26 protein-coding genes are annotated in these 24,763 nt (G+C 40.8%); 10 read left to right on the top strand and 16 right to left on the bottom strand.

The features are described from left to right. Nucleotides 1-96: 96 nt before the first annotated feature. The 5 genes from hpf to atpD form a co-directional block, all read right to left on the bottom strand. Nucleotides 97-402 carry a ribosome hibernation-promoting factor, HPF/YfiA family gene (gene hpf / locus NK987_RS06155; protein WP_258422966.1) on the bottom strand — a complete coding sequence of 102 codons (306 nt, stop codon included), beginning with the start codon at nucleotides 400-402 and terminating at the stop codon, nucleotides 97-99. 29 nt (nucleotides 403-431) lie between these two features. Next, nucleotides 432-1,316, bottom strand: coding sequence for a tyrosine-type recombinase/integrase (locus tag NK987_RS06160; protein ID WP_259263151.1), 885 nt, complete (start codon nucleotides 1,314-1,316; stop codon nucleotides 432-434). A gap of 236 nt (nucleotides 1,317-1,552) precedes the next feature. Next, complete coding sequence (gene rpsU / locus NK987_RS06165) at nucleotides 1,553-1,747, bottom strand: 30S ribosomal protein S21 (RefSeq protein WP_241124273.1); 195 nt, start codon at nucleotides 1,745-1,747, stop codon at nucleotides 1,553-1,555. Nucleotides 1,748-1,911: 164 nt separating this feature from the next. Continuing rightward, on the bottom strand, nucleotides 1,912-2,160 hold the full coding sequence (locus NK987_RS06170; protein ID WP_113923959.1) for a FoF1 ATP synthase subunit delta/epsilon: 249 nt from the start codon (nucleotides 2,158-2,160) through the stop codon (nucleotides 1,912-1,914). Nucleotides 2,161-2,203: 43 nt separating this feature from the next. Continuing rightward, nucleotides 2,204-3,706, bottom strand: a complete 1,503-nt coding sequence (atpD, locus tag NK987_RS06175; protein ID WP_258422961.1) for a F0F1 ATP synthase subunit beta — start codon at nucleotides 3,704-3,706, stop codon at nucleotides 2,204-2,206. A gap of 396 nt (nucleotides 3,707-4,102) precedes the next feature. Between atpD and NK987_RS06180 the strand changes: the two genes are divergently transcribed. Genes NK987_RS06180 through NK987_RS06205 form a run of 6 tightly spaced genes read left to right on the top strand, consistent with a single transcriptional unit; the run spans nucleotide 4,103 to nucleotide 11,278 of the window. Continuing rightward, entirely contained in the window at nucleotides 4,103-4,954 is an 852-nt protein-coding gene (locus tag NK987_RS06180) for a heme/hemin ABC transporter substrate-binding protein (RefSeq protein ID WP_259263152.1), read from the top strand. After that, a complete protein-coding gene (locus NK987_RS06185) occupies nucleotides 4,955-6,019 on the top strand; it encodes a FecCD family ABC transporter permease (protein WP_420841163.1) in 1,065 nt (354 codons plus the stop codon). A gap of 1 nt (nucleotide 6,020) precedes the next feature. Further along, entirely contained in the window at nucleotides 6,021-6,821 is an 801-nt protein-coding gene (locus NK987_RS06190) for a heme ABC transporter ATP-binding protein (RefSeq protein WP_259263154.1), read from the top strand. Nucleotides 6,822-6,824: 3 nt separating this feature from the next. Then, nucleotides 6,825-7,871 (top strand): hemin-degrading factor, encoded by a 1,047-nt coding sequence (locus NK987_RS06195; protein WP_259263155.1) that lies wholly within the window; start codon nucleotides 6,825-6,827, stop codon nucleotides 7,869-7,871. Between the two features lie 46 nt (nucleotides 7,872-7,917). After that, nucleotides 7,918-10,191, top strand: a complete 2,274-nt coding sequence (locus NK987_RS06200) for a TonB-dependent receptor (protein ID WP_259263156.1) — start codon at nucleotides 7,918-7,920, stop codon at nucleotides 10,189-10,191. 22 nt (nucleotides 10,192-10,213) lie between these two features. Then, the gene (locus NK987_RS06205) at nucleotides 10,214-11,278 is read left to right on the top strand and encodes an HmuY family protein (protein WP_259263157.1); all 1,065 of its coding nucleotides are present in this window, start codon (nucleotides 10,214-10,216) and stop codon (nucleotides 11,276-11,278) included. A 123-nt stretch (nucleotides 11,279-11,401) separates the two neighbouring features. On the opposite strand, the gene NK987_RS06210 is transcribed toward NK987_RS06205, so the two are convergent. After that, on the bottom strand, nucleotides 11,402-11,896 hold the full coding sequence (locus tag NK987_RS06210) for a C40 family peptidase (protein ID WP_259263158.1): 495 nt from the start codon (nucleotides 11,894-11,896) through the stop codon (nucleotides 11,402-11,404). Between the two features lie 83 nt (nucleotides 11,897-11,979). Here NK987_RS06210 and NK987_RS06215 point away from each other — a divergent pair, with 83 nt between their 5' ends. Then, complete coding sequence (locus NK987_RS06215; protein WP_259263159.1) at nucleotides 11,980-12,957, top strand: tetratricopeptide repeat protein; 978 nt, start codon at nucleotides 11,980-11,982, stop codon at nucleotides 12,955-12,957. Next, complete coding sequence (locus NK987_RS06220; protein ID WP_113923963.1) at nucleotides 12,950-13,192, top strand: hypothetical protein; 243 nt, start codon at nucleotides 12,950-12,952, stop codon at nucleotides 13,190-13,192. The genes NK987_RS06215 and NK987_RS06220 overlap by 8 nt, the downstream gene beginning before the upstream one ends. 13 nt (nucleotides 13,193-13,205) lie before the next feature. On the opposite strand, the gene coaE is transcribed toward NK987_RS06220, so the two are convergent. From coaE to NK987_RS06255, 7 genes are all read right to left on the bottom strand, one after another. Further along, a complete protein-coding gene (gene coaE, locus NK987_RS06225) occupies nucleotides 13,206-13,808 on the bottom strand; it encodes a dephospho-CoA kinase (protein ID WP_259263160.1) in 603 nt (200 codons plus the stop codon). Continuing rightward, a complete protein-coding gene (locus NK987_RS06230) occupies nucleotides 13,795-14,766 on the bottom strand; it encodes a YbbR-like domain-containing protein (RefSeq protein WP_259263161.1) in 972 nt (323 codons plus the stop codon). The genes coaE and NK987_RS06230 overlap by 14 nt, the downstream gene beginning before the upstream one ends. Nucleotides 14,767-14,773: 7 nt before the next feature. Then, nucleotides 14,774-15,088 (bottom strand): preprotein translocase subunit YajC, encoded by a 315-nt coding sequence (gene yajC, locus NK987_RS06235; protein WP_259263162.1) that lies wholly within the window; start codon nucleotides 15,086-15,088, stop codon nucleotides 14,774-14,776. Nucleotides 15,089-15,091: 3 nt separating this feature from the next. Then, nucleotides 15,092-15,637, bottom strand: a complete 546-nt coding sequence (locus NK987_RS06240) for a DUF1573 domain-containing protein (RefSeq protein WP_113923967.1) — start codon at nucleotides 15,635-15,637, stop codon at nucleotides 15,092-15,094. A 12-nt stretch (nucleotides 15,638-15,649) separates the two neighbouring features. Continuing rightward, nucleotides 15,650-15,952, bottom strand: a complete 303-nt coding sequence (locus tag NK987_RS06245; RefSeq protein WP_241124258.1) for a YtxH domain-containing protein — start codon at nucleotides 15,950-15,952, stop codon at nucleotides 15,650-15,652. 13 nt (nucleotides 15,953-15,965) lie between these two features. Further along, a complete protein-coding gene (gene nusB, locus NK987_RS06250) occupies nucleotides 15,966-17,150 on the bottom strand; it encodes a transcription antitermination factor NusB (protein WP_258422948.1) in 1,185 nt (394 codons plus the stop codon). 137 nt (nucleotides 17,151-17,287) lie between these two features. Next, complete coding sequence (locus NK987_RS06255) at nucleotides 17,288-18,391, bottom strand: Glu/Leu/Phe/Val family dehydrogenase (RefSeq protein ID WP_259263163.1); 1,104 nt, start codon at nucleotides 18,389-18,391, stop codon at nucleotides 17,288-17,290. 143 nt (nucleotides 18,392-18,534) lie between these two features. Here NK987_RS06255 and NK987_RS06260 point away from each other — a divergent pair, with 143 nt between their 5' ends. Then, complete coding sequence (locus NK987_RS06260) at nucleotides 18,535-20,325, top strand: ABC transporter ATP-binding protein (RefSeq protein ID WP_259263164.1); 1,791 nt, start codon at nucleotides 18,535-18,537, stop codon at nucleotides 20,323-20,325. Here NK987_RS06260 and NK987_RS06265 read toward each other — a convergent pair whose 3' ends face one another. Next, nucleotides 20,326-20,931 carry a hypothetical protein gene (locus NK987_RS06265; protein ID WP_259263165.1) on the bottom strand — a complete coding sequence of 202 codons (606 nt, stop codon included), beginning with the start codon at nucleotides 20,929-20,931 and terminating at the stop codon, nucleotides 20,326-20,328. Between the two features lie 96 nt (nucleotides 20,932-21,027). On the opposite strand from NK987_RS06265, the gene NK987_RS06270 reads away from it, so the two are divergent. Beyond that, on the top strand, nucleotides 21,028-21,345 hold the full coding sequence (locus NK987_RS06270) for a sll1863 family stress response protein (RefSeq protein WP_258422944.1): 318 nt from the start codon (nucleotides 21,028-21,030) through the stop codon (nucleotides 21,343-21,345). Between the two features lies 1 nt (nucleotide 21,346). Here the strand turns inward: NK987_RS06270 and NK987_RS06275 are convergent, their stop codons facing one another. Together NK987_RS06275 and NK987_RS06280 are read right to left on the bottom strand one after the other, a co-directional pair. Then, a complete protein-coding gene (locus NK987_RS06275) occupies nucleotides 21,347-22,534 on the bottom strand; it encodes a Gfo/Idh/MocA family protein (RefSeq protein WP_259263166.1) in 1,188 nt (395 codons plus the stop codon). A 19-nt stretch (nucleotides 22,535-22,553) separates the two neighbouring features. After that, nucleotides 22,554-24,695, bottom strand: a complete 2,142-nt coding sequence (locus tag NK987_RS06280; RefSeq protein ID WP_259263167.1) for an outer membrane protein assembly factor BamB family protein — start codon at nucleotides 24,693-24,695, stop codon at nucleotides 22,554-22,556. Nucleotides 24,696-24,763 lie beyond the last annotated feature (68 nt).

Raw genomic sequence — 24,763 nt, forward strand, 5'->3', positions numbered from 1 at the left:
ATACGGGGGTTCTAAATGCCGCTCTGAAAGTAAAAAGCTGAAAGACAAAAAACTATTGAAAAATAAAATCCCCGCTTTCGGCGAGGATCTCATTGCTTATTGGTTGGCTAAGACGACTTTTTCTTTGAATTTTTTGAGTTGTCTGCGGAGGCCCTCAATGGCTTCATCTGTTGCGGCCTCAAATGATTCGCTTTGATGCTTTGAAAAAAGAGTTTTTCCCGGAACATTCATTTTAATTTCAACAATTTTATTTTCTTTTTTTTCATGGTTATCAAGTCTCATAAAAACTTCACCGTCGATTATTCGATCAAAATAGGTGTCAAGTTTATCGGCTTTTTTCTGGATAAAATCGATAAGCTTTTGGTCAGCATCGAAATGGATGGAATGCATTTGAAGTTTCATAATGTAAATGGTTTAAAGTTAAACTTATATTAAGCTTTCGGATGTGCCTGTTCAAACACAGCCTTAAGTTTTTCCATAGAATTGTGTGTATAGACCTGCGTAGCAGCAAGGTTTGCATGTCCAAGAAGGTCTTTGACAGCATTGAGATCAGCTCCTTTGTTGAGTAAATGTGTTGCAAATGTGTGCCTCAAGAGATGTGGACTTCTTTTGGTAGTCTGAGCAAAAAGGTCTAAATGTTCTCTCACAATGCGGTAAATCTTCATCGGGTAAGCCTGTTCCTTGTGGTTTATAACGATAAAATAGTCACTATCTTGTAGATTTGAAAACCTTTCTTCAAATACTTTTCTGTACGAAACAATATTCTTTTTGAGGCCTTTTGTGATCGGAATTATTCTTTCTTTCTTCCGCTTTCCGAGAACTTTCACTCCTTCCCCCGCCAAATCAATGTCTTTCCACCTGAGTTCCAATAATTCGGATAATCGTACCCCGGTGAGATAAAGAAACTCCATGACCATCTTGTCACGCTGTCCATCAAAATCGGGCTTGAACTGCAACTCATCCAAGACTTTGTCGATAGCATCTTCCTGCACAAATTCCGGCAATCGCTTTGGCGTCTTCAGTGCACGGAGTTTATAGGTCGGGTCTTTGGTGATTTCTCCCGAGCGCATTAAGAATTTATAAAATGATCGGAGGGTTGCGATTTTTCTATTTATTGAGGTTGAACTCAGTCCCTGATCGACGAGGTCGATGATCCACGCACGTATTTCAGGATGATCTGCGTTGCTGATGTCTTCTTTCTCGAAGGAGACTAAACAAAATTCACTGAATTGCTCTAGGTCCTTTCTGTAAGCCAAGACAGTATGTCGGCTTGCCCTTTTTTCGAATTCTAAATAGTTGATAAAGGAATCGGTCATTGAAGCGAGAAAGATGTTTGAATGAAGTTAGCATAAAATCCCCAAGAAATGAATCAATTAAGGATCATTGAATTAGAATTTTTAATTAGGATAAAATGAATAAGATTTGCGAAAAAAAATTAAGGCTTTGAGCTATCTCATTCAGGGGTTTAAAAAATTGCCTAAAACTAAGCAAGAAAAAAGCGCATCCACTTTCGTAGATGCGCTTTTTGTTTTATTTCAAAAGTTGGAATGAATTACTTCATTTCTGCCTCTTGCATTTTTTGCTTGTATGCTGCTTTGATAACTTGTTCTCTGTTTTTTACAGATGGCTTTACAAAGTGCTGTCTCGCTCTGAGCTCTCTTACGGCACCTGTTTTATCAAATTTCTTTTTGAAACGCTTTAGCGCCTTCTCGATTGATTCGTTCTCTTTTACGTTGACAATGATCATATGTATACACCTCCTTTCAGGGTTGCAAAAGTAGGATAATAATTTACCAATACCAAAATATTTCCATTGATCTTCTGGCTTCAATTATCAAATGATTTTCAGAATTGGCTTTAAAAAACAAAACCCGGCTTTTCAGTCGGGTTTTGTTTCTATTTAGGTTAATATTAATCAATAACTTTCTCAGCAAGGAGGACAATTTTATTGTCTTTGACTTCCACCACACCACCGTCGATGATATGGCTTTTTTTCCCTGCTTTGGTGGTATAGGATACCGTTCCTTTTCCCAATGCGGAAACAATCGCCGCGTGGTTGTTCAATACCTGAAAAGAACCGTTGGCCCCCGGAAAAGTAGCCTCCGAAACTTCACCTTCAAATACTTTTAGGTCCGGTGTTATGATTGTCAATTGTATCATGATGCGTTTAAAACCTTATATGTCCGATGGATCGGAATGAAAATTACATTACTTCAGCAAGCATCTTCTCACCTTTGGCAATCGCATCTTCAATAGATCCTACCAAGTTGAAGGAAGCTTCCGGCAAATGATCCAATTCTCCATCGATGATCATGTTGAATCCTCTGATGGTATCTTTGATATCCACAAGCACACCTTTCAAACCGGTGAATGCTTCAGCAACAAAGAACGGCTGGGAAAGGAAACGTTGAACCCTTCTTGCTCTGTGTACGACTAATTTGTCCTCGTCAGAAAGTTCTTCCATACCCAAGATGGCAATGATATCCTGAAGTTCTTTGTATCTCTGAAGGATCTCTTTTACTCTTTGGGCACAACCATAATGCTCATCTCCCAATACCAATGGATTCAAAATCCTGGAAGTAGAATCCAATGGATCCACAGCAGGATAGATACCCAATTCGGCGATTTTCCGGGAAAGTACGGTAGTAGCATCCAAGTGCGCGAAAGTAGTCGCCGGTGCAGGGTCCGTCAAGTCATCGGCAGGTACGTAAACGGCCTGTACCGATGTGATTGAACCATTCTTGGTGGAGGTAATTCTTTCCTGCATCTGACCCATTTCAGTAGCCAATGTAGGTTGGTAACCTACCGCAGATGGCATCCTTCCCAAAAGGGCTGATACTTCTGAACCTGCCTGGGTAAATCTGAAGATGTTGTCAATGAAGAAAAGGATATCTCTTCCTGAACCTTCACCATCACCATCTCTATAATATTCTGCCAATGTCAAACCTGTCAAGGCAACCCTTGCACGGGCTCCAGGAGGCTCGTTCATCTGACCAAACACGAAAGTAGCTTTGGATTCTTCCAATTTTTTCATGTCTACTTTGGAAAGATCCCAACCACCTTCAGTTTCTAGTGAATGAAGGAAATCATCACCATAAGTCACAATGCCTGATTCGATCATTTCTCTCAAAAGGTCATTTCCTTCACGGGTTCTTTCTCCGACACCCGCAAATACTGAAAGACCTGAATATGCTTTTGCAATGTTGTTGATCAATTCCTGGATCAATACTGTTTTTCCAACTCCTGCACCTCCAAAAAGACCGATTTTACCACCTTTTGCATAAGGGCAAACCAAATCCAATACTTTGATTCCTGTGTAAAGGATCTCAGTCGCTGTGGAAAGGTCTTCAAACCTTGGGGCAGAGCGGTGGATTGACATTCTTTTGGTTGACTTCACTTCAGGAAGACCATCGATAGCCTGTCCAATTACATTGAACAATCTGCCTTTGATAGCTTCACCAGTAGGAACAGAAATAGGACCTTCCAAATCGGTAACTTCCTGACCTCTAACCATACCTTCAGTCGCGTCCATCGCAATGGTCCTGACTCTGTCTTCACCTAGGTGCTGCTGAACTTCCAATACGACTACCAAACCGTCTTCTTTGGTAATGGAAAGGGCGTTCAGAATCTTTGGTAATTTTCCTCCTGCGAAGGAGACGTCCACCACCGGGCCGATTACCTGAGTTATCTTACCAATATTTGCCATTTTTTATTTTGATGTAAAAAGGATTGATGCTTTTAAAATTCGAATGCAAAATTAATTATAAAAGCTTAATACCAAAGGATGTTTGGAAATATAATCCATATTGTTTTGTACCATTTAAAAGCCAATTTGATTTTTTGAAAAGGAGCTTAGTGAAACCCTATTCTTTTTGAGATAAAAATCCAAAAAAAGTAAGACGCTCAATTTTTGACTCTTAGAGATTCCTATTGAAAGGTATTTTTTCTGAACTGACGGACCAATAGAGGGGGACTATCAAATCACCAATCTATTAATGGGATAATAGTTTTCAGTTTTTAATAGAAATTATCAATCAAAATTAATTTGGATTAAATCCAAATAGACTGATATTTGTCATGTTATTTTAAATTAATCTAAATAATGACAAGAAAAATAAGTCTTTTCCTTTTTGGAATAATACTCTTCGGATGTTCTGAAAAAAGGCCTGAAGCAGTGACAAAAGAATATAAAATAATCACTGCAGGAGGTACCGTTACAGAAGTGGTCAATGAATTGGGTTTCGGTGATGATATTATAGCCACTGATATTACTTCTACCTATCCGGCCAAAATGCAGGCTTTGCCCTCAATAGGTTACCGCAATCAAATCAAAGCGGAAGGGATTTTGGCATTGGGTCCGGACTTGATATTAGCAGAGGAAGGTTATATGTCTCCGGACGTAGTCAATCAATTGATAGCTGCAGGGCTTCAAATCCGGTTTTTTGAAAAACCCAAGGATATTTCTGGAACCTATAAAATTGTGACTGAAATCGCCGACTTCCTTGAAGTTCCTGAAAAAGGAAATGAAATAAAGGCTTCAATTGAAGCTGATATGAAAGAATTAGGGAATTACCTTCAATCCCAAACTTCCAAACCAAGCATGGCATTTGTCATGGCAAGAGGAATGGAAATGGTCTTTGTGGCAGGCGAAGAGACTTTTGCTGAGTCAATGGGTAATATGGCAGGGATAAATTATGTCGGAAAAGGTTTTAAAGAATTTATTCCCCTTACTCCAGAGGCTTTGGTGGCTATGAATCCTGATTTCCTCCTCTTTTTTGAATCAGGAATCCAATCTATCGGAGGTATGGATGGGGTGAAGAATATCAGAGGAATTGAAAACACCTCCGCCTTCAGGAAGAATCAAATTATTTCTATGGATGGCCAATACCTTTCCGGTTTTGGCCCAAGAGTAGGAAAAGCCGCTTTGGAACTCGCAAAAGCTGTCAGAAAATAAGTGGCATTGATACAGACACTCACATACCGCAAAACAAAATACCAAAATCTAGTCCTTGGATTGATGGGTATCGCTTTGGCATCAGTGTCTGTTTTGTCCTTGTCGATAGGTGCATTCCATATTCCAATAAGCCATGTTTTAGGGATTTTGGCAGATACCTTGGGATTAGGATTTATTGATTATAGCCAACAAGAATACAATGTGCTCCTTCAAATTCGCCTTCCAAGAATAATGATGGCGATTTTGGTTGGAGGAGGGTTAGGAGTGACCGGGGCTGCTTTGCAGGGATTGTTCAGAAACCCTTTGGTCGAGCCTGGCTTGATTGGAATCAGTAGTGGAGGGGCATTGTTTGCGGTAGTATTTATTGTGTTTGGCAGTAGCCTTCCATTTTTAGGTTATTTCGGGGGAATTGGCTTACCACTTTTTGCTTTCCTTGGAGGCCTGATCAATACTCTGTTGGTGTATAAAATGGGGAGTACGACTGGTAAGACAGACATTTCTTTATTGATTCTCGCAGGTGTTGCCTTGAATGCACTATCGGGGGCACTGATAGGTTTGGTGATTTTCTATGCCGATGATGCGGCATTGAGGAATTTTACATTTTGGAGCTTGGGAGATGTAGGTGGAGCCAATTGGAGCAAAGTTGGGATTTCCTTCTTGCTGATTTCCGGTCCAGTCATGTTGGTCCTTTCTCAGTTCAAAAACCTCAATGCTCTTTCAATCGGCGAAAATGAAGCTTTTCACATGGGGGTAGATGTCCAAAAAGTGAAATATATCCTGCTCTTTTCGAGTGTGATGATCGTAGGAACAGCTGTCGCCTTTACGGGAACAATTGGATTTGTCGGACTGATTGTTCCCCATCTCATCAGAATGATGTTTGGTGCCGACCATAGGTTGGTACTTCCAGGATCTTTACTGCTCGGAGCATTTTTATTGACTTTCGCGGATTTATTGGCGCGAACCATAGTCATGCCTTCAGAGATGCCCATCGGAATCATCACAGCCATCATCGGTGCCCCATTTTTTATCTGGCTCATTATCAATGTTAAAAAAATAAGATCCTGATATGTTACAAGCCCAAGACATCCATTTCTGCATCCGCAGCATGCCGATCATAAACAAGGCAAGTATTTCGCTTGCACCGGGGGAACTCACAGTTATCCTCGGTCCAAATGGAGCAGGTAAATCCACATTGTTTAAAGTATTGGCTGGGGAGATTCCCTGCAAATATGGTAAAGTGGTATATAACGGTTTTCCGATCAGTGGTTTTTCTGCAAAAAACCTAGCCCTTGTCCGGGCAGTGATGCCTCAGCACAGCTCTTTATCTTTTCCATTCAAAGCCTTGGAAGTTGTCGAATTGGGCTTATTGGCGAGCGGGAATTCTTATCGGCCTGACCTCGTCGAAGAAGTGATGGAAGAAACCCAAACCTTGCACCTGAAGGAAAAACTCTACGGAGATCTTTCGGGAGGTGAAAAACAAAGGGTGCAGCTCGCTAGAGTTTTGACTCAGATCTGGGACAAGAAGCCTTTTTCAAGGTACCTGCTATTGGACGAACCTACATCGAGCATGGATATAGCATTACAGCACCATGTATTGAGGATCATCCACAAAATCAAAAAAAGAAACATCGGAGTACTCGCAATTCTCCATGACCTCAACCTCGCTGCAAACTATGCAGATAAAGTCATTCTGCTCAAAAAAGGAATTATCATTCACCAAGGTTCGGTACGGGAAGTGATGACTTCCAAAAATCTAGAGGAAGTATTTGAGCATCCTATTCAGGTGTTTCCTGACATTGAGGACGGACACATCATCGTCCAAAGTATCCCATTCATTCAAAATCATTTAGAAATCAAACTTGCATAAACTATGGAATCCACCATGCAATTTTCCTCAGTAGCTTCTTTGAAAGAAGCTTGGGAAGACCTGAAAAAAAACCAACCTCATTTGAGAATTAGAGACGCAGCCTCCCAACTTGGTGTTTCTGAAGCGGAATTGCTTGCTTCTACAATAGGGCCAGATACTGTCAGGTTGAAATCCGATTGGACAGAGCTGATTCTTGCCTGTAAAGGACTAGGCAAAGTTATGTCTTTGACAAGAAATGAGGGATGTGTTCTTGAACACAAAGGCAATTTCCAAAAAATCGACATCATGGGTAATGTTCCAAATCAGATGGCGACTGTGATTGGACCGATCGAGCAGCGGATCTTTTTCAGTGCATGGAAATTTGGATTTGCAGTGACCAATCATACCCCAAGGGGAACCATGAGAAGCTTTCAGTTTTTTGACAAAGCAGGAGATGCTGTATTGAAAATTTTCTTGCAGGAAAAAAGTAATCTCGACGCTTATGATCAAATCCAGGTTGATTTCAAAAGTGAAGACCAAAGTATGGAATTGGAATTGGAAGCTTATCCCAAACCTGAATTCGCCAAAAAAATTGATATGGAAGCTTTTACCTATGACTGGGAAAACATGAAAGATACCCATGATTTTTTTAGTATGCTGAGAAAGTACAATGTCCATCGACTTGATGCCGTGAAGTGGATCAATGACAAATGGGCCTACGAAGTGGACAGGCTTTCTGCGAGGAAAATAGTAGAAACTGCTTCGGCAGAAAAAATGCCGATCATGATTTTCGCAGGCAATAAAGGCAATATCCAGATCCATCAGGGGAAGGTGAGGACTATCCGTCAGATGGGTAATTGGCTCAACGTGATGGATCCTGATTTCAATATGCACCTCAATGAAGAAATCATTGAATCTGCCTATGTAGTGCACAAAAACACCTCGGATGGATTGGTTTCATCTTTGGAGCTATTTGACAAAGAAGGTGAAATGATCGCTCAGTTTTTTGGATTGAGAAAGCCGGGAATCCCACAGTTGGATGCTTGGAAGCAGCTTATTGATTGCTTATAAAACCTCTTGGGTGGGGAATTCTACCCGCCTAAAAAATTTTCCTCTAATGAATAGAATTAATCTAAATAAAATTAAGAACCGGATTCTACTGTTTGCCCTACTCTTTTCTTTTCATCATGTGTTGGCAGGTAAGGAGATCAAAGGCTTTGTTGTAGATCAAAAGGGTAGGCCGGTTCCTTTTGCATCTGTGCTTTTTTCCGATGGGAAAGGGACAATTGCCAATGCTGAGGGAGCTTTTTCATTTGAACCTCATTCCCAAAATCAGAACATCAAAATCTCTGCTGTAGGGTTTGATCCGGTGATTTATAGTCTAAACCAAAACGAAGCTACCATTAGGATTGAATTGAAAGAGGCAGTATCTGAACTCAATGAAGTCGTGGTAACAGGAAATATCAATATGGAATCTGTCAAAAATTCCGTCTACCAAGTCAGGTCCATCGAAAAGCTTACTATTCAAAACCGGGCGGCCAATAATCTTCAGGAAGTACTCAATACTGAACTGGGAATCCGGTTTTCCCAAGACAATGCACTCGGCACCAGCAACCTTGAAATGATGGGAATGTCAGGACAGAATGTAAAAATCCTGATTGACGGGGTACCAATGGTCGGTAGACAGGGAGTTTCCAATGAAGTCAATATCAATCAAATTGACATCAATACCATCGAAAAAATAGAAATCATTGAAGGCCCCATGTCTGTGGTGTACGGCGCAGATGCTTTGGCAGGTGTGATCAATATCATCACCAAAAACCCCAAGCAAGTATCAGGTTTTTCTATTCAGGCAAGGGTTCAGGAAGAGACAGTGGGAGAATCCTACAGCCCTTTGGCAGGAAATGGTAACCACATCCGAAACATTTCAGGGAGCTATACTTTTAAAAAACCATGGAAAATCGGTGGGGGATTTACCCAAAACAGATTCGGTGGTTGGAAAGGTAAGTACACAGGAAGGCAATTTGAATGGCTACCAAGAGATCAGGATATGGGAAATTTCTTTGTTGGCACAAGCTTCAAAGGTTTTGACATAGATTATGCCTTGGACATATTGAGCGAAACCATCACTTCTTATGGTCCGGAAAACAGGCTGGAGGTGATCGACAGAAATTTCATAACCACGAGGTGGATGCACCGGCTCAATGGGAAATGGGATTTGTCACCGACTTTCAAACTTTCTTGGCAAGGGGCATACACAGATTATGGACGAAGGACGGAGACTTGGGTCACCAATGTCCGGACTAATCAATCCAATCTCTCAGCTGCACCCGATTCTCAGGCTGCGATTTCCTACTCAGGGTTTACTTGGCGGGTTTTGGGTCTTTTGCTGATTTCCCCAAAACTCAATCTTCAGCCAGGAATAGATATCAATACCGAAAGAGGTTCGGGTGAAAGAATCAGTGAGAATGAAGGTATCCAAGATTATGCAGCGTTCCTGACAGGGGAATGGTCTCCTACCGACAAAATCAAATTCAGACCTGGATTGAGAAAAGCTTATAATTCGGCCTACCAAGCACCTCCTGTAATCCCATCAATCAATTCGAAATTTGTACTTTCTCAAAGTTGGGATCTAAGGTTGGCCTATGCAAGAGGTTTCAGGGCACCATCTATTAGAGAATTGTATTTTGATTTCTTTGACGCTAGCCATTCAATCATTGGAAACCCAAGCCTAAAGGCTGAGACCTCCCATAGCTTTAACGGTTCCCTTAACTTCCAAAAGGAAGAAACAGGAAGCATTTTCGAGAAGGTAGTTTTGAGTGGTTTTTACAATGAGGTTTCCGATAGAATTTCCTTTGGTGTAGATCCCAATGATCCAAGAATTACCACACTCTTTAATATAGCGTCATTTCGAACCGTCGGTTTGATGCTCAATCAGAAAATTGCTTTTGGAAGCTTTTCCGGAGAATTGGGTATTTCCAGGATAGGAAGATATAACCAGCTTTCCGCAGAACAGGCAGGCATTCCGGAGATGCTCTTTACGACAGAAGTCAATACGACAGTTTCTTACTTGATTCCTTTGATCAAAACCCATGTCAATGTTTTTTATAAATGGACAGGGGCCTTACCGGGCTTTGAGATGGCCACTGATTTGAACGGAAATCAAATTCCAAATGAAATCAAGTTGGATGGGTTTCATTGGATTGACCTCACATTTAGAAAGCCCATCGGAAACGACCTTTCAGTCAATTTTGGTGCAAGGAACATCATGGATATTACTGATATCCAAAGCACGTCAGGTGTAAGTGGTGGTCATGGAGGTGGCCCACAAAGGCCTGTCGGCTATGGGCGATCTTACTTCTTAGGATTGACTTACAGATTTTCACAATAAACAAATTCAAATCACAATTAATATGAGCAGATTACAATCATTAGCCAGCAGTTTAGCAGCGATAATGGTGACAGGAAGTATAGTTTCCTGCGAGCCTAAAGAAGAACCTATTGTCGACCTTCCGGCTGTTGAAGAAGGTCTAATCGAGATCAACGGCGGAGGCGCCACTTTTCCCAATATGGTGTTTGTCAGCCTTCGAAGCGAAGAACAGTTGGCCGTAGCAAGAAAAAATTGGGACTTGGCCTTTGACACAAGTTCGGATTTCAAAGTGTTGATCAATGGAACCACCGGTGCCATGGCATATGAAACCACCTCTTCTGATATCAATGCAGTCGGTGAAATACAGGCAGAGCCGCTAAGGACTGAAGGTCAACTTGAATTGACTTTCACCAATATGAATAGTATACTCTATGTAGACCATGTGGAAAATCCTCTTTCTTCGCCTGTCATCAAGGCCATCTCCTCGATTGATGCAGAAAACAAAGTTTATATTCTGAACAGGGGAAGCAGTGGAGCGGATGTAAGGCCTTGGAAAAAAATTCGGATATTAGAAAAAGATGGAAAGTATGTTTTGCAACATGCAGATATCTCTTCTGCCAATTTTTCTTCTATTGAGATTTCCAAAAACCCAAGTCTCAATCTAGTTTACTTTTCCTTTGAAAGTGGAATAGTGACAGTGGAGCCTGAAAAGCAAAATTGGGATTTTGTCTGGACTGCGGGCACTTCTTCCACTCCTTTCCCTCAAGCTTTAAATGGTACCTTAGCTTATTACTTTCAGGATTTGGTTTACCACAATTCCTATGGCGGCGTCAGTGTAGTCCAGGTTTTGGAATCAGAAATTGGTTTTGAAAACTTCACTGAACAAAACCTTTCCAACCTGACCCTGAATTCTGAAAATAGACTTTCCATCGGGTCAAGTTGGCGCTCGGGCGGAGGACCCACTTCAGCACCTTCCATCAGAAATGACAGGTATTATATTCTCAAAGATGTCAAGGGTAACTATTACAAAATAAGATTCTTAGCGCTGACCAAAGATGGAGAAAGGGGAAAGCCATCTTTTGAGTATGCATTGGTAAAAGCAGGATAATGGATGTTTCGATTAGTTAGTAGTCTACCACAGGTTTCAGAAATGGAGCCTGTGTTTTTCTTTGTACAGGTAACACAGTAATCCTAGACAATCAATCAATACCTATTTAACTCAATAAACAACCTAAAAAATCCTCCTCCCAAATAAAAACGCTTTAGTCCAATAGGATTGGCTGAGATTGTCTTCTGTGACGCCAAGCGAGGTGGAGGAATGAATAAAAATGATGTTCCCCTTTGACGTATCCGTGACAATCCCGGCATGGGTCACTTGGTTTTTTTTCTTGCCTGTAGCAAAAAAGAGGACATCGCCTTTTTCGAAATTTTTCCCTGAAACCTTTTTCCCCTCCTTGCTTTGAGCTGCCGAATTGCGTGGCATGGTAATGCCGACACTATAAAAAGAATGGTAGACCAAAGCCGAGCAATCCATCCCCGACCTGGTAGTGCCTCCATAGCGGTAAGGAGTACCACGGTAGCTTCTTGCCGTTTCGATGACCTTGTTCACATTCTGTTTCCTGAGATTTTTACTGGATGAGCACGCTCCAAGAAGTAGCAGACAAAAAAGTAACGGCAATATTTGGTGTGAAAAGAACCTTAATTTTTCTCTTGGATTTGTACTCATTTGTAATCGAAATATTTTAAATTCAATAATACATTCCTATTTCCTGCTTTCAAAGGTTTTTCAAGCTTAAAATTTTGATTCATATGTTAAAGAAAATCGTTTTTTACGGAATCTTGCCACTTTTTTTCATTTCCTGTAGCCAAAAGGAAAAGGAGAATAAAGTTATTTACTTAGAAGAAATTTCTCCTGAAACAAAAGTGTTTCAGGCAATTGGCCTGCTGGGGGATTCGCTTTTCACAGACATCGATTCCGCTTTGCAGCAAGCGCAAATCGAGAAACTTGAAGAAGCTGAAAACCTGTATGGCGAAGATCCAAGTCTTGAAAATCTGATTTGGATCGGTAGGAGAGAAGCCTACCTCGGAAGGTATGACTTAGCCATCCGGACTTTCAGCAAGGCAGCCAAACAGTTTCCTGAAAATTTTGAACCACTGCGGCATAGGGGACACAGGTTTATTTCAATCAGGGAATTTGACCGTGCTATTCTTGATTTTTTGAAAGCAGCGGAACTGATGGAAAACCTTCCCCTACAGATCGAACCTGATGGGATGCCCAATAACCAGAACATCCCGCTTTCCAATGGACAATTTAATGTTTGGTACCATTTGGGATTGGCGTACTATCTGAAAAATGATTGGGAGAAAGCTTTGGAGGCTTACCAAAAGTGTCTTGAAGTATCTGACAACGATGACCTGATTGTAGCGACATTGGATTGGTACTACATGACTTTGGTCAAAATGGGAAAAACCAAAGAGGCCCAAAGCCTGATCAGGGCTGTAAATACCAAGATGACTATCATTGAAAATGATGCGTATTTCAAAAGAATATTGATGTATAAAGGAGAACTGAAACCGGAAGCGCTGATGGATACGGAGGATTTAAAATCGGAAGATCAAAAGCTTCAATATGTGACACAGGGATATGGATTGGGCAATTATTACTTGTCCAAAGAGGATACCGCCAAAGCAAAATCCATTTTTGAAAATGTCCTTGCAACTGGATATTGGTCGGCTTTTGGCTATATTGCTTCAGAAATGGATTTGGCAGGATTAAAAAATGAGTAAAGAAGATTTCAAAATATTACCGCTTCACAAAAAGATCCACATGCTTTATACAGAAGGGACATTTGTAGTGGGAATTCGATATTATACGCACAAAGTAAATCTCTATCTACTTGAAGATGAATACATAGAGGTTTTTTATAATCATAAATTGGATAAGATTGACAAAATAGATTTTTTGGACCACCAACATACCCGCATGAAATTCTATCTCGATCAGATTCAGTTGTCTGTCTGAATCTGTTAAAAAATCAAAGATTCAAAAGTTGATGGTGGATTTCCATAACTTGGGGAATCAGTAGCTTGTTATCAGTATTTTTGATGACGAAATCTGCCAATTTGTTTTTTTCCTCATCAGGAAGCTGCTTGTCAATAATATCGTTTACCTGTTTTTCATTCCGGTGTGGGTCCCTCATCAATACCCTAGAAATACGGATTCTGATCGGTGAGGATACATTGATGACCTTGTCAAGGTCTTTGTACGACCCGGTTTCAAAAAGCAAAGCTGCCTCTTTGAGTACATAGGGGGCTGTTTGGGCATTTGCCCAATTTTCAAAGTCAGCTTTGACGGCAGGATGGACAAGCCCATTGATGATTTTTACTTTTTCCTCATCCGAAAAAACCTGTGAAGCCAAAAATGCCCTGTTGAGCACTCCTGCTTCTGAATAACTTTCTTGTCCAAAGTTATCTTTTATCTGTTCTTTCAAAGCCTCATCATTGGCCATGAGCCACTTTGCCCTGTCATCGGCATAATAAACAGGGATTCCCAAAATTGAAAAAATCCTGGCAACAGTGGATTTCCCTGACCCGATTCCTCCTGTGATCCCTACCAAGATTGGTTTATGGTTTGTCATACTTCAGTTTCAAAACCTCAGGTTCAAACTTGATTTTTTCTAAAAATACCGGTTTCGGCTTAACTTCCACAAAAATGGTACTGTCTTCCCTGTCTCGGTTATTGTAATTTAGAATTGCTTCAAATTCATACTCGCTGAGCTCTGTCACTTTTCTTTCATCAATGAAATATGACATGATGATATTGGAGGGCTCTTGGGCAAGGCTGACATTTTTTGGAAAATTGAGCATTTTAATTTTCAATCTCTTATTACCTTCCAACATTTGGAAAACCTCAAATTTTACCTGAACACTTTCATCCTCTAAAGTTAAAAAATCAGTATACGCCGAAGGCAAAGTCAGGGGTATGAGTTTGTTGAAGTCTTTATTGATTTTATCTTCCCCTAAATTCACTTTCAAGACCCCGTCCAATTCCTGAAGGATAGAAGTCGGGCCTTTGATATCAACAAAAGGCGGATCTATATTAATGGAGCTTCCGAGTCTGAAATTCTGGGCAAGGGTAGTCGAAGTAGTATCAATTTCAATTTTGACTTTCCTTGTGACGATTTTATCAATATTGAATTTGATGGTGTCAGTAACCATCGATACCAAAACCGAAGGAGTAAGGTTTTCGGCAAGCGTTCTCCTGAGTTCGGATGTCAGGATATAATTTTTTGTGGAGGGGTTATTGATTTCGATCAAAAATGGACTTTCATTGATTTTGAAGTACTTCCTCAATAAATCCCAACCATTTCCATTGATCTCGATTTTGATTCGTTTTGGCAATTCTTCGACAGGCATAAACTCCGTATCATCGAAAACAATTTCGATGGGATAATCCACGACAGTATTGTAATTGTCTTTGTTGAGTGCATTTAAAAGCCAAAAAGTGGCGGCTGCGAGAAAACACAGGGCCGCCACTTTCATGTTTGCAATCTTTTGCGGATTAATGTTGGTAAGGAGTTTCTTAAGCTTGGCCAAGTTTATTTTATTTGGTTCCTGTTGCTTTTTTGGTGAAATCAGCTGAGATGGCAGATTTTTCAACCTTCAATTTCATTCCTTTATCCAATTCCAATGTAACCGTATCACCTTCAATGGAATATATTTTTCCATGGATTCCTCCGATTGTGACTGCGGTATCTCCCTTCTTGATGGATTCAAGAAAGTTTTTGGTTTCTTTTTGTTTTTTCTGCTGAGGTCTGATCATGAAGAAATACATGATAAGGATGATGGATCCGAAAAGAAATACCTGACCCATTATTTCAGAACTCAAAAACGACTGCAATAAAACCTGGTTGTTCATAAATTATTTTTTTACTGGACCCAATTGGGCAGGACCGGCACTAGCCAGCTTTGGTGTTACATTTCCTTTTAATCTCAATCTTGTCACATTAGGGTTGGTATTGGCCTGAATGGTAACAGTAGGAGCCTGAGTTCCGGTTTTAGCAGTGGAGTTAAATACCACTTTGACAAATCCTTCTTCACCAGGTTTTACTGGAGTTTTGGTCCAGTCAGGGCTTGTACAGCCACATGAAGCAGTGATATTGGAAATCACCAAAGGTGCTTGGCCTTCATTGGTGAATTTGAAAATATGTTCCACAACTTTTCCTTCACTGATGGTACCAAAATCAAATTCCATTTCAGAAAAACCAAACTGTCCCAAAGAACTAGGGTCGGCATCGACAACATTGGTGACATTGGCAGGAACAGCTGCAGGCTGTGCTGCTTCAAGTTTTGCCAGTTTCTCTTCCAATGCAGCAATTTTGTCTGATTGGTCATCTTTTTTTGTTTCGCAACTTGCAGCCATCAAAGCTACTGCAAGAGTCAGGGCCGATAATCTGAAATATTTCATAATAAATAGGGGTTAATTAGCTTCTCTGTTGATTTGTTCGATAAGTTTATTGACGTCGCTGAGCAAATTCTCTGCTTTGTTTTTAGCATCCGAAATTACTTTGTTTCCTTCTGATTTTGCTTCGTTGAACGGAAGATTTTTTCCATCAATCAAATCATTGATCAATTTTTCCAATTCTTCCTTGTATTTAAAAAGCTGATAGGAAAGTTTGTCCCTCGTGTTTTTGCCTGTATCGGGAGCAAACAAAATCCCTAATGCTGCACCAATGCCAGTCCCGACAAGTAATGCAATCCATGCGTTAGAATTTTTGCTCATTGTTATGATATTTTTATTTGTTGTCCAATAATCCTCTTCCACTCTTACGGATTTCTCCGGATTCTGTTAATTCCTTTGACAAAACGTCCAAAAGTCCGTTTACAAATTGTTTGCTTTTTGGGGTACTGTAGGTTTTTGAAATGTCAATGTATTCGTTGATACTCACTTTGACGGGAATACTCGGAAAATTTTTCATTTCTGTAAGCGCCATCGAAATGATGATTTTATCCGTTTGGGCTACCCTTTCAATATCCCAGTTTTGTGTTCTTTTGGATATTAATTCTTTATTGATTTCGTCATTTTCGACGGTCAAGTTAAAGATATTTTGGAAAAATTCCTTGTCATCTTCCCAGTTGATGGCGATTTCTGGAAGCACTTCTCCGGCGGAATCGTAGTGATCTTTGACGTTTTTAAGCACTTTTGATGCCAAGCTTCTTACGATAGACTTGTTTTCCGTCCAATTAAAATCTTTTTCTGAAAAGAAATTCAAAACCGCATCTGTTTTAAAAATTACCTTCTTCAAAATCTCATCAGCTATCTCAAAATCATCCTCTAAAGTCGGATCTGAGATTTTGATATAGTTTTGATATGATTCCAGAGGCTTAATATAATCTCTAAACCATTCTTTGATCTCCAATTCGAGTTCACCTATATCCACATGCTGTCTTGTGACGGCAGATTTATATTCGGCAGAATTTCTGATTTTTTGGAGTATTTTATTTTTTGCAAAATTCAGATCACCTTCAGTAGGTAGTATTTTGTCTGTTGCATATTTCTTTTTCTTCTCAGCTTCACTTGCAACATGGTCTGTAAATGCAAGGAGAAGTTCGATCGAATACAGGTAGAGTTGTGGTAATCTCTCGGCCGACGCGATCATGTTTTTTGACAAAAAATCGAAATCCTTTTTGTTTGAAGAATGGTAAAAGTTGATGGCGCGTCTTGCCTCTTTTAGAATTCTTTCATTGGTATCGCTTTTTGAGGTCAGTTTGTCGCTGTTCAGGTTGTTGATAAAAATCTCTGTGCTGATCGCGGACTCTTTTTTAAGTAAATTTTTGTCCTGCACTTCCATACTGTTAAGATCAGGCAAAAAGGCATCTTTGATTTGGTCTTTTGCGAGATTGAAATTGGAAGCCCTGCACTGTTCGTAGGCATAAAGGTTTTGAAAAGCCTTGACCCTAAGTATTCGTCTGTTTAACATACCTGAAATAAAAGAACGTAAATATAATTCAATTTGGGGAAGGTTAAGGAATGAATGGCACTTAAACCTTTCAAGAATACAAAAAACCACCTGATTCAGTTCAAAATTTGAAAAATCAGGTGGCTTTTAATAGAAGTTTACCAATATGGCAATTTTACTTTGCCGATGGCTTCAATCCTGTTCCAAGCCATTTCTGTTGCAGCCTGTTGTGATGGAATATTTTCTTTTTCTGATTTGTCCAAAATGGAGGTACAGATATCATAGATTTTTTCTGCATGCTTATAGGTGAGGTCTCTGTTGTATCCTCCTACAAATTCCGCATAGACATTGATCAATCCGCCAGCATTGATCAAGAAATCCGGTGCATAAGTAATCCCTTTTTCCAAAAGCATTTTTCCATGTACAGCTTCGTCCTGAAGTTGGTTGTTGGCGGCACCAGCAATTACCTGGCATTTTAACCTGTCAATTGTCTGGTCATTGACAGTCGCTCCCAAGGCACATGGGGCATATATGTCCATTTCCAAATCATAAATCACATTTGGGTCCACTACTGTAGCTCCGGTATCTTTGGATACTTGCTTTAGCCTGTCTTCAAAAATATCTGTGATGAAAACATGTGCATTTTCTTTGACTAGGTATTCTACCAAGTATTTGCCCACCTGGCCAATTCCCTGAACAATGATCTTTTTTCCTGTAAGGCTGTCTGAACCGTAAGCTTTTTTTGCAGCAGACTTCATACCCAAATATGTGCCATATGCCGTGACGGGTGATGGGTCACCACCTCCACCTCTAACCTCAGGCAAACCTGTCACATATTTAGTCTCCATGGCGATATATTCCATATCGCTGGTTTTCATATTGACATCTTCCGCAGTAATATATCTGCCTCCGAGGCTGTTTATAAACTTACCGAATCTCCTGAGATAGGCTTCGTTTTTCAACTTTGGATCACCGATCAAGACCGCTTTGCCTCCGCCGATATTGAGTCCTGAAATGGCCGCTTTGAAGGTCATGCCTCTGGATAAGCGCAAGACATCTGTAATGGCTTCAGCCTCGGAAGTATAATTCCACATCCTTGTGCCGCCGAGTGCCGGTCCCAATACAGTATTATGTATGGCAATGATTGCTTTTAAGCCTGTCGGTTCGTCGTAGCATACGACTAGCTGCTCATGGCCGAGAGAGGTGATCTGTCCATATATGGAGCCTTCCCTCACTTTTTCCTCAGTTTTAATCTCTAGCATTTGAACTTGGAATTTTATATTGTGTTATATTTGGGATTGGTGTTTGAAAACGCGGGACAAAATTATATATTTTGAATGAGGTTTTCTAACGCAATTAAAAGAGTATTATAAAACAAATCAAGAGTTTTAAAAATTTTTCTTTCGTGAAATCACTTTGGCGCCTTAATAAATATTTTGTAAAATATAAGGGATATCTCCTGATGGGAATTTTATTTACCATCATTTCCAATGTTTTTGTAATTATTCCCGCCCAGCTTGTAAGAATTGCCATAGATTATGTGGTGGAGAGTTTTGCCTTTTATCGGGTATTTGCAGATGGGGAATTGGCCTCTGTTGCCCGGGGTCAGTTCATGAATTTCATCCTTATTTTTGGAGTTTTGATTTTGGTAATGGCGCTTTTAAGGGGTTTTTTCCTTTTTCTGATCCGTCAGACAATCATCATCATGTCGAGACTCGTCGAGTATGATATGAAGAATGAAATCTTTGAACACTACCAAAAGCTTCCGCTGAGTTTTTACCGCAAAAACAGCACCGGTGACCTGATGGCAAGGATCACTGAAGACGTCAGCAGGGTAAGGATGTATCTTGGTCCGGCTATCATGTATGGTATGACCCTATTGTTTTTATTTCCAATGGTAATAGGCTATATGCTGACGGTCAATGTAGAATTGACCATCTATTCTTTGTTGCCATTGCCGATCCTTTCTATCAGTATATATTATGTCAACAACCTCATCAACGAAAGGTCTGAAAGAATCCAAAGAAGCCTTTCTGGACTGAGTACGTTTGTTCAGGAAGCATTTTCGGGAATCAGGGTGATCAAAGCATTCGTAAGGGAGGAGGACAGTACTGCCCAATTTACCAAAGCAAGTGAAGAATACAAGGACAAGTCCATCGATTTGGCCTTGGTCAATTCTCTGTTTTTTCCTTTGATTATGGGATTGATCGGAATCAGTACCTTGATCACTGTTTATGTAGGAGGAATGCAGGTTATTGAGGGGACTATTGGTTACGGCGTCATCGCTGAATTTATTCTTTATGTCAATATCCTGACATGGCCTGTGACCTCTTTGGGATGGGTCACGAGTATCATCCAGCGTGCGGCTGCCTCCCAGACGAGGATCAATGAATTTATGGATGAAAAAAATGACATCCTCAGCACGGATTACCTTATCGATGAAATCAAAGGCGACATTGAAGTCAAGAATGTAAGCTTCGTTTACCCAGATTCTGGGATTAAAGCTTTGGATAAGGTCAGTTTTTCCATTGATTCAGGCGAATCCTTGGCTATCATAGGTACCACAGGTTCAGGTAAATCTACCATTGCCAACCTCCTCATGAGAATGTATGATGTGACTGAAGGCAAGATTTTGATAGACAAAAAAGACATCAAAACCTATGACGTAGCATCCCTGAGAAGACAGATTGGCTATGTACCGCAGGATGTTTTTCTTTTTAGTGACAGCATTGCCAATAATATAGGATTTGGACTGGATACAATTGCTGAGGGCAAAGTGGAACAAGCCGCAAAAGACGCTGATGTATATGACAATATCATCGATTTTCCGCAGGGATTCGAGACCAAGCTAGGAGAAAGAGGTATTACGCTTTCAGGTGGACAAAAGCAAAGGGTTTCTATCGCGAGAGCTATTGCAAAAGAACCGAGCATTTTGTTGCTTGACGACTGTCTTTCGGCTGTAGACACCAAAACAGAAAACGCGATTTTGAATTCACTTAAAAAGATCATGGAAAACAGAACGTCCATCATCATTTCTCATCGGGTTTCTTCCGCTAAACTGGCTGATAAAATCATTGTGCTTGATGATGGGAAAATGGTCGAGCAGGGGTCTCATGAATACCTTTTGAATCTCAAGGGAGTTTATGCTGAACTCTATGAAAAGCAGACCCATTCGGTGGACGCTGTCGAGGAATAATTAGCCAATGTCTTTGTTTTTGGCAAAGAAATCAAATCCTATTTTTTGAGGATTTCCCAACCCTGAGGTATGCTCGATTTTTTGCTGATAAGTGATCAACATGATATCAGTAAATGACGGCGCCAAGAGGTCATTTTCCAATGCAGAAACCACGAGTTGTTCGACAAAGTCACGCATTTTCTCAGGACTAACTATGTTTTCCTTCAGTTCGGGAAAATTGAAAACGATCTTTCTGTCTCCTTCTAAAAAGAATTTATTTTCCCGATTCAAAAGTACCCTGCCTATCAAGTATCCGGGGTCTTCAAGCCTGCCAAAATCAACGGTGTCACTCAAGAAATTATAAATGAGAATCTGTCCAAAATACCTTAGTGTCACATCATCTTTCAAATACTTTGATTTGCTGAGATAGTTTTCGTCAGGAAGCCTGACGATATTGCTCTGTAGGATGAAAATAAGCACATCTCCTCCGATCCTGAATATAAATTCAAATGGATTTGTCCTTTCCACTTTGATGGGAACGGGGGTTTCCCCCTTATTTGCCTCATAGATTTCAATTGCCAGTTGACCGCAAATTTTTTCTAGATCCTGAAAAAGAGCCTCGGTCATCTCAAACAAATTATACTTGAGTTTGCTGGTAGTTTGTAGCTTAGTTAGTATATTCGAGACCATTGTATTTTTTATATTTAATCAAACAACACCATTATGGAAGCCAAAAAATCAGGATTTGAAGAAGTAGAATCTATTCTTCGGGATATAGGTACTAAAATAGAGGAATTAATTGAAAAAGGAACTCAAGCCGGCGGAGAGGCCAAAGTTGAGATTGAAAAAAAGATTGATGACCTGAAAGAAAAAAGGACGACTTTGGAAGCTGAGTTCAAAAAAGGCAAAGAAAAAGTTGAGCAATTGTACCAAGAAAAGAAAGAAGAATTTGAGCCTAACATCTCTGAATCCAAAGAACATTTCAAAGAAGGATTCAAGCAGTTGTTGGAAGGGGTAAAAACCCTATTAGGCAAAAAATAAATTACTCCTCCCTTTGGGTCACCTCACCGGTTATTTTGTGTTTCAAAATCAGTTTGCTGACTCCTGAAGGGAGGATTTCTTTTTTGATCAGGAAATGATACTCGTCAAAATCCTGAAATTTTTCGGATATAGCACTTGCTTGCTCTCCGCGCCAGTCCTCAATAATTACAGCTTCCCATTTTTTGGTTTTGGCAGAAAGAAATGCAGCGTCCAAAATGGCATTGACAATGTACCCATCATAAAAAGTCTCCCTTGGAGGAATTCCTTTTTCCATGGAATCAAACATATCAGTAAACATATGGGGATAGCCAAGTTCGTGCGCTTCATCGCCGACAGGAAAGAGCCAACCTGAGTTTGACTCCGCTTTTTCAGCTACATAGCTGTTTCCCTTCCCGGTGGTAAACATCTCAAAACCTGTCCGCAAAAAACTGTTGAGCCATATAGTACCTTCTGTTCCCATCACTTCATCCCTCAAATCCATTCCTCCTCTAAATGTCCAGCTAACTTCAAATTGGCCGATGGCACCATTGTTATATTTGACCAAACCGATGGCGTGGTCTTCCGCTTCTATCGGGTGCACTTGGGTATCTGCCCAACACATTACTTCGAGTGGTCTGATTTCTTTTCCTATAAAATTCCTGCTAATTTCTACACAATGACAGCCAAGGTCTATGATGGCACCGCCTCCTGATTTTTCCTTATCCCAAAACCAATCGCTGTGAGGTCCCGGATGGGTCTCCCTTGATTTGGTCCAGAGAACCCTGCCTATGTTACCGTCTTCGATACTTTTTACAGATTTGAGAAATTTTGGTGTGTAGCACAGGTCTTCCAAATACCCCGCAAAAATCCCTGCATCTTCCACAGCATCCAACATCTCCTTGGCTTCTTTGGCATTTCTTCCCAGAGGTTTTGTACACAAGACGGCTTTTTTTGCCTTTGCACATGCGAGGACTGCTTCCAAATGAAGGTGATTGGGCAAAGCAATCAGTACAACTTCCGTCTCGGGATGGGAAATAGCTTCCCACATATCAAAGGTAAAATGGTTTAACTGATAGTCTACTGCAAATTTCGCAGCATTGGACAGGTTTCGGGAGTATACCATATGGATATAATCCTTTCTCCTTTGGGAATGGAGTGATTCGGCATAAAATCTTGCAATGAACCCTGATCCTAAAACTGCGATTTTCATAGGAGTATGCTTCTTTTAATTATTGTTGATTTGTATTGGGCAAAGAAAATGCTACATAAGCATCTCCTGACTTTGTTCCTTTTCCACCGCCACATGCAATGACAATGTATTGTTTACCGTTTTTCATATAGACTGCAGGAGTTGCATGTCCGGCAGCGGGGAGTTTGGCTTCCCAAAGGACTGCTCCGGTATTCTTGTCAAATGCCCTGATTTTCTCATCTTTGGTCGCGGCGATGAAAACCAGTCCACCTGCTGTTGTGACGGGTCCTCCGTAATTTTCCGTGCCGGTAGGTGGAATCCCTTTTGCTGTCAGTTCGTCAAATTCACCCAAGACCGATTGCCATTTGATTCTTCCTGTATTCATGTCAATGGCCGTAAGTGTACCCCAAGGTGGATTGATTCCGGGATAACTGTCCTCAGTCAAAAGCCTTGAATAACCATTCATATAGTATTGAGGGTTGAGTCTTTCTTTTCCGCCTTCAAGTTCTTTCTTTTCAGCATTAGCATATTGCTCTAAGCCTAATAGATAATCTACCAATAATCTCCTTTCACTTTCTTGAATATGGGCAAATGCCGGCATAGCTCCTTTTCCGTTTCTGATCAAGTTGGCAAGTGAATCTTTGGAGAATTTGTCCTTAAGGTTTTCTATGGAGGGCACAGTCGGAGGATTTCCTTTAAGAGACATCCCATGACAGTTGGCACAATAGTTTACGTAAATACCTTGACCTACATTTTCAAATTTGGGATTTGCTGTCATCCGGATCACCCAAGGGATCTGATTTGCATTGATATACATGGTTTGGGTAAATGGATCAAAAGAAGAGCCTCCCCATTCTGCGCCTCCGTCCATTCCGGGAAAAAGTACAATGCCGTGATCTTGGCTCGGCGGTAGCCACATGTGACCATATTTGACATTTTCGAGTTTTTTGCGGATATCCTGTTCCCACTCGGGGGTAAGGTTCAGGATATCTTTTTCCTCATATACCATCCTCATATAAGGTTCAGGCAAAGTGGGATGCGGTTGGGTGGGCCAACTTTTGTCACCGGGGATTTCAGATTGGGGAACCTCTCTTTCCTCTATGGGCCAAATCGGATCGCCTGTAATCCTGTCAAAGGCGTAGATATATCCCTGTTTGGAAGTTTGTGCGACAGCGTCTGTCCACTTTCCGTCTTTTTTGATTCGGATCAGGTTAGGATTAGCAGGAAAATCCCGGTCCCAAATGTCATGGTGAACGGCCTGAAAATGCCAGATCCGCTGTCCGGTGTTTGCATCCAAAGCGACAAGCGAATTGGCAAAAAGGTTTTGCCCGTGTCGGTATCCTCCCCAAAAATCATAGGTTGCTGAACCTGTTGGGACATAGACGATTCCTCTTTCTTCATCCAGACTCATTCCCGCCCAGTTGTTGGCTCCACCGATCAACTCCCTGTATTCTTCTTGCCAGGTATCATTACCAAATTCTCCTGGATGAGGGATGGTATGGAAAATCCATTCTCTTTTTCCGGTTTTGATGTTGTATGCGCGAATGTGCCCGGGTGCAGCATCCAATCCTTCCGAAAGCCGCATGCCCAAGATCAATTTGTCTTTATATACGACTCCAGGCGTATTGGAAACAATCAGGAATTCTTCCAAATCTGTGTCTAACTCCTTTTGTAAATCCACTTTTCCACCTTCTCCAAAAGTGGGGATTGGTCTTCCGTCATCGGCATTCAGAGCCATCAGCCAATTACCCGCAGAAAAAATAATTCGCCGGTCTTCACCTTCTTCCCAATAGGTCACGCCTCTGTTGGTTCCGGCCCAAGAATTTTCGCCTCCTAGCAACTGATAGGGATTGAACCTCCAAAGTAATTTACCTGAGGCGGCATCCAAGGCAAAAACATTCAATTGCGGACTAGTTGCGTAAAGAATTCCATTCGCTACAATTGGCTGGCATTGGATTTGAGACCGGGCTGTTGAATCTGAGGTATTATAGGTCCATGCTACTTCCAGATTTTTGACATTCTCTTTGTTGACCTGATCGAGGGAAGAGTAACGTGCGGCGTCTTTGGTGCCTCCAAAAGTTTCCCAACCAGAGTAATCGAGGTGTTTATGGGAATCAGTTTCTGAACAGGAAATTAGAAAAAAACTAAGAAGGAGAATCAATGGTATTTTGGGGAGTTTCATATTCAAAATCAGTTTTGAATTAATTGGATGCTATAAGAGATCCAATTTAAAAATATTTTTGGGTAGAA

Source organism: Aquiflexum gelatinilyticum (genome assembly GCF_024813435.1).
In the GTDB taxonomy this organism is placed as follows: domain Bacteria; phylum Bacteroidota; class Bacteroidia; order Cytophagales; family Cyclobacteriaceae; genus Cognataquiflexum; species Cognataquiflexum gelatinilyticum.

Coding starts and splice junctions, on each gene's coding strand:
- coaE (WP_259263160.1), bottom strand. CDS start 13,808: ATGACAAACCATAAACCAATCTTGGTAGGGATCACAGGAGGAATCGGG.
- NK987_RS06200 (WP_259263156.1), top strand. CDS start 7,918: ATGAATAGAATTAATCTAAATAAAATTAAGAACCGGATTCTACTGTTT.
- NK987_RS06280 (WP_259263167.1), bottom strand. CDS start 24,695: ATGAAACTCCCCAAAATACCATTGATTCTCCTTCTTAGTTTTTTTCTA.
- NK987_RS06215 (WP_259263159.1), top strand. CDS start 11,980: ATGTTAAAGAAAATCGTTTTTTACGGAATCTTGCCACTTTTTTTCATT.
- NK987_RS06210 (WP_259263158.1), bottom strand. CDS start 11,896: ATGAGTACAAATCCAAGAGAAAAATTAAGGTTCTTTTCACACCAAATA.
- hpf (WP_258422966.1), bottom strand. CDS start 402: ATGAAACTTCAAATGCATTCCATCCATTTCGATGCTGACCAAAAGCTT.
- NK987_RS06195 (WP_259263155.1), top strand. CDS start 6,825: ATGGAATCCACCATGCAATTTTCCTCAGTAGCTTCTTTGAAAGAAGCT.
- rpsU (WP_241124273.1), bottom strand. CDS start 1,747: ATGATCATTGTCAACGTAAAAGAGAACGAATCAATCGAGAAGGCGCTA.
- nusB (WP_258422948.1), bottom strand. CDS start 17,150: ATGTTAAACAGACGAATACTTAGGGTCAAGGCTTTTCAAAACCTTTAT.
- NK987_RS06220 (WP_113923963.1), top strand. CDS start 12,950: ATGAGTAAAGAAGATTTCAAAATATTACCGCTTCACAAAAAGATCCAC.
- yajC (WP_259263162.1), bottom strand. CDS start 15,088: ATGAACAACCAGGTTTTATTGCAGTCGTTTTTGAGTTCTGAAATAATG.
- NK987_RS06180 (WP_259263152.1), top strand. CDS start 4,103: ATGACAAGAAAAATAAGTCTTTTCCTTTTTGGAATAATACTCTTCGGA.
- NK987_RS06265 (WP_259263165.1), bottom strand. CDS start 20,931: ATGACCGAGGCTCTTTTTCAGGATCTAGAAAAAATTTGCGGTCAACTG.
- NK987_RS06255 (WP_259263163.1), bottom strand. CDS start 18,391: ATGCTAGAGATTAAAACTGAGGAAAAAGTGAGGGAAGGCTCCATATAT.
- NK987_RS06240 (WP_113923967.1), bottom strand. CDS start 15,637: ATGAAATATTTCAGATTATCGGCCCTGACTCTTGCAGTAGCTTTGATG.
- NK987_RS06270 (WP_258422944.1), top strand. CDS start 21,028: ATGGAAGCCAAAAAATCAGGATTTGAAGAAGTAGAATCTATTCTTCGG.
- NK987_RS06170 (WP_113923959.1), bottom strand. CDS start 2,160: ATGATACAATTGACAATCATAACACCGGACCTAAAAGTATTTGAAGGT.
- NK987_RS06205 (WP_259263157.1), top strand. CDS start 10,214: ATGAGCAGATTACAATCATTAGCCAGCAGTTTAGCAGCGATAATGGTG.
- NK987_RS06275 (WP_259263166.1), bottom strand. CDS start 22,534: ATGAAAATCGCAGTTTTAGGATCAGGGTTCATTGCAAGATTTTATGCC.
- NK987_RS06245 (WP_241124258.1), bottom strand. CDS start 15,952: ATGAGCAAAAATTCTAACGCATGGATTGCATTACTTGTCGGGACTGGC.
- NK987_RS06190 (WP_259263154.1), top strand. CDS start 6,021: ATGTTACAAGCCCAAGACATCCATTTCTGCATCCGCAGCATGCCGATC.
- atpD (WP_258422961.1), bottom strand. CDS start 3,706: ATGGCAAATATTGGTAAGATAACTCAGGTAATCGGCCCGGTGGTGGAC.
- NK987_RS06160 (WP_259263151.1), bottom strand. CDS start 1,316: ATGACCGATTCCTTTATCAACTATTTAGAATTCGAAAAAAGGGCAAGC.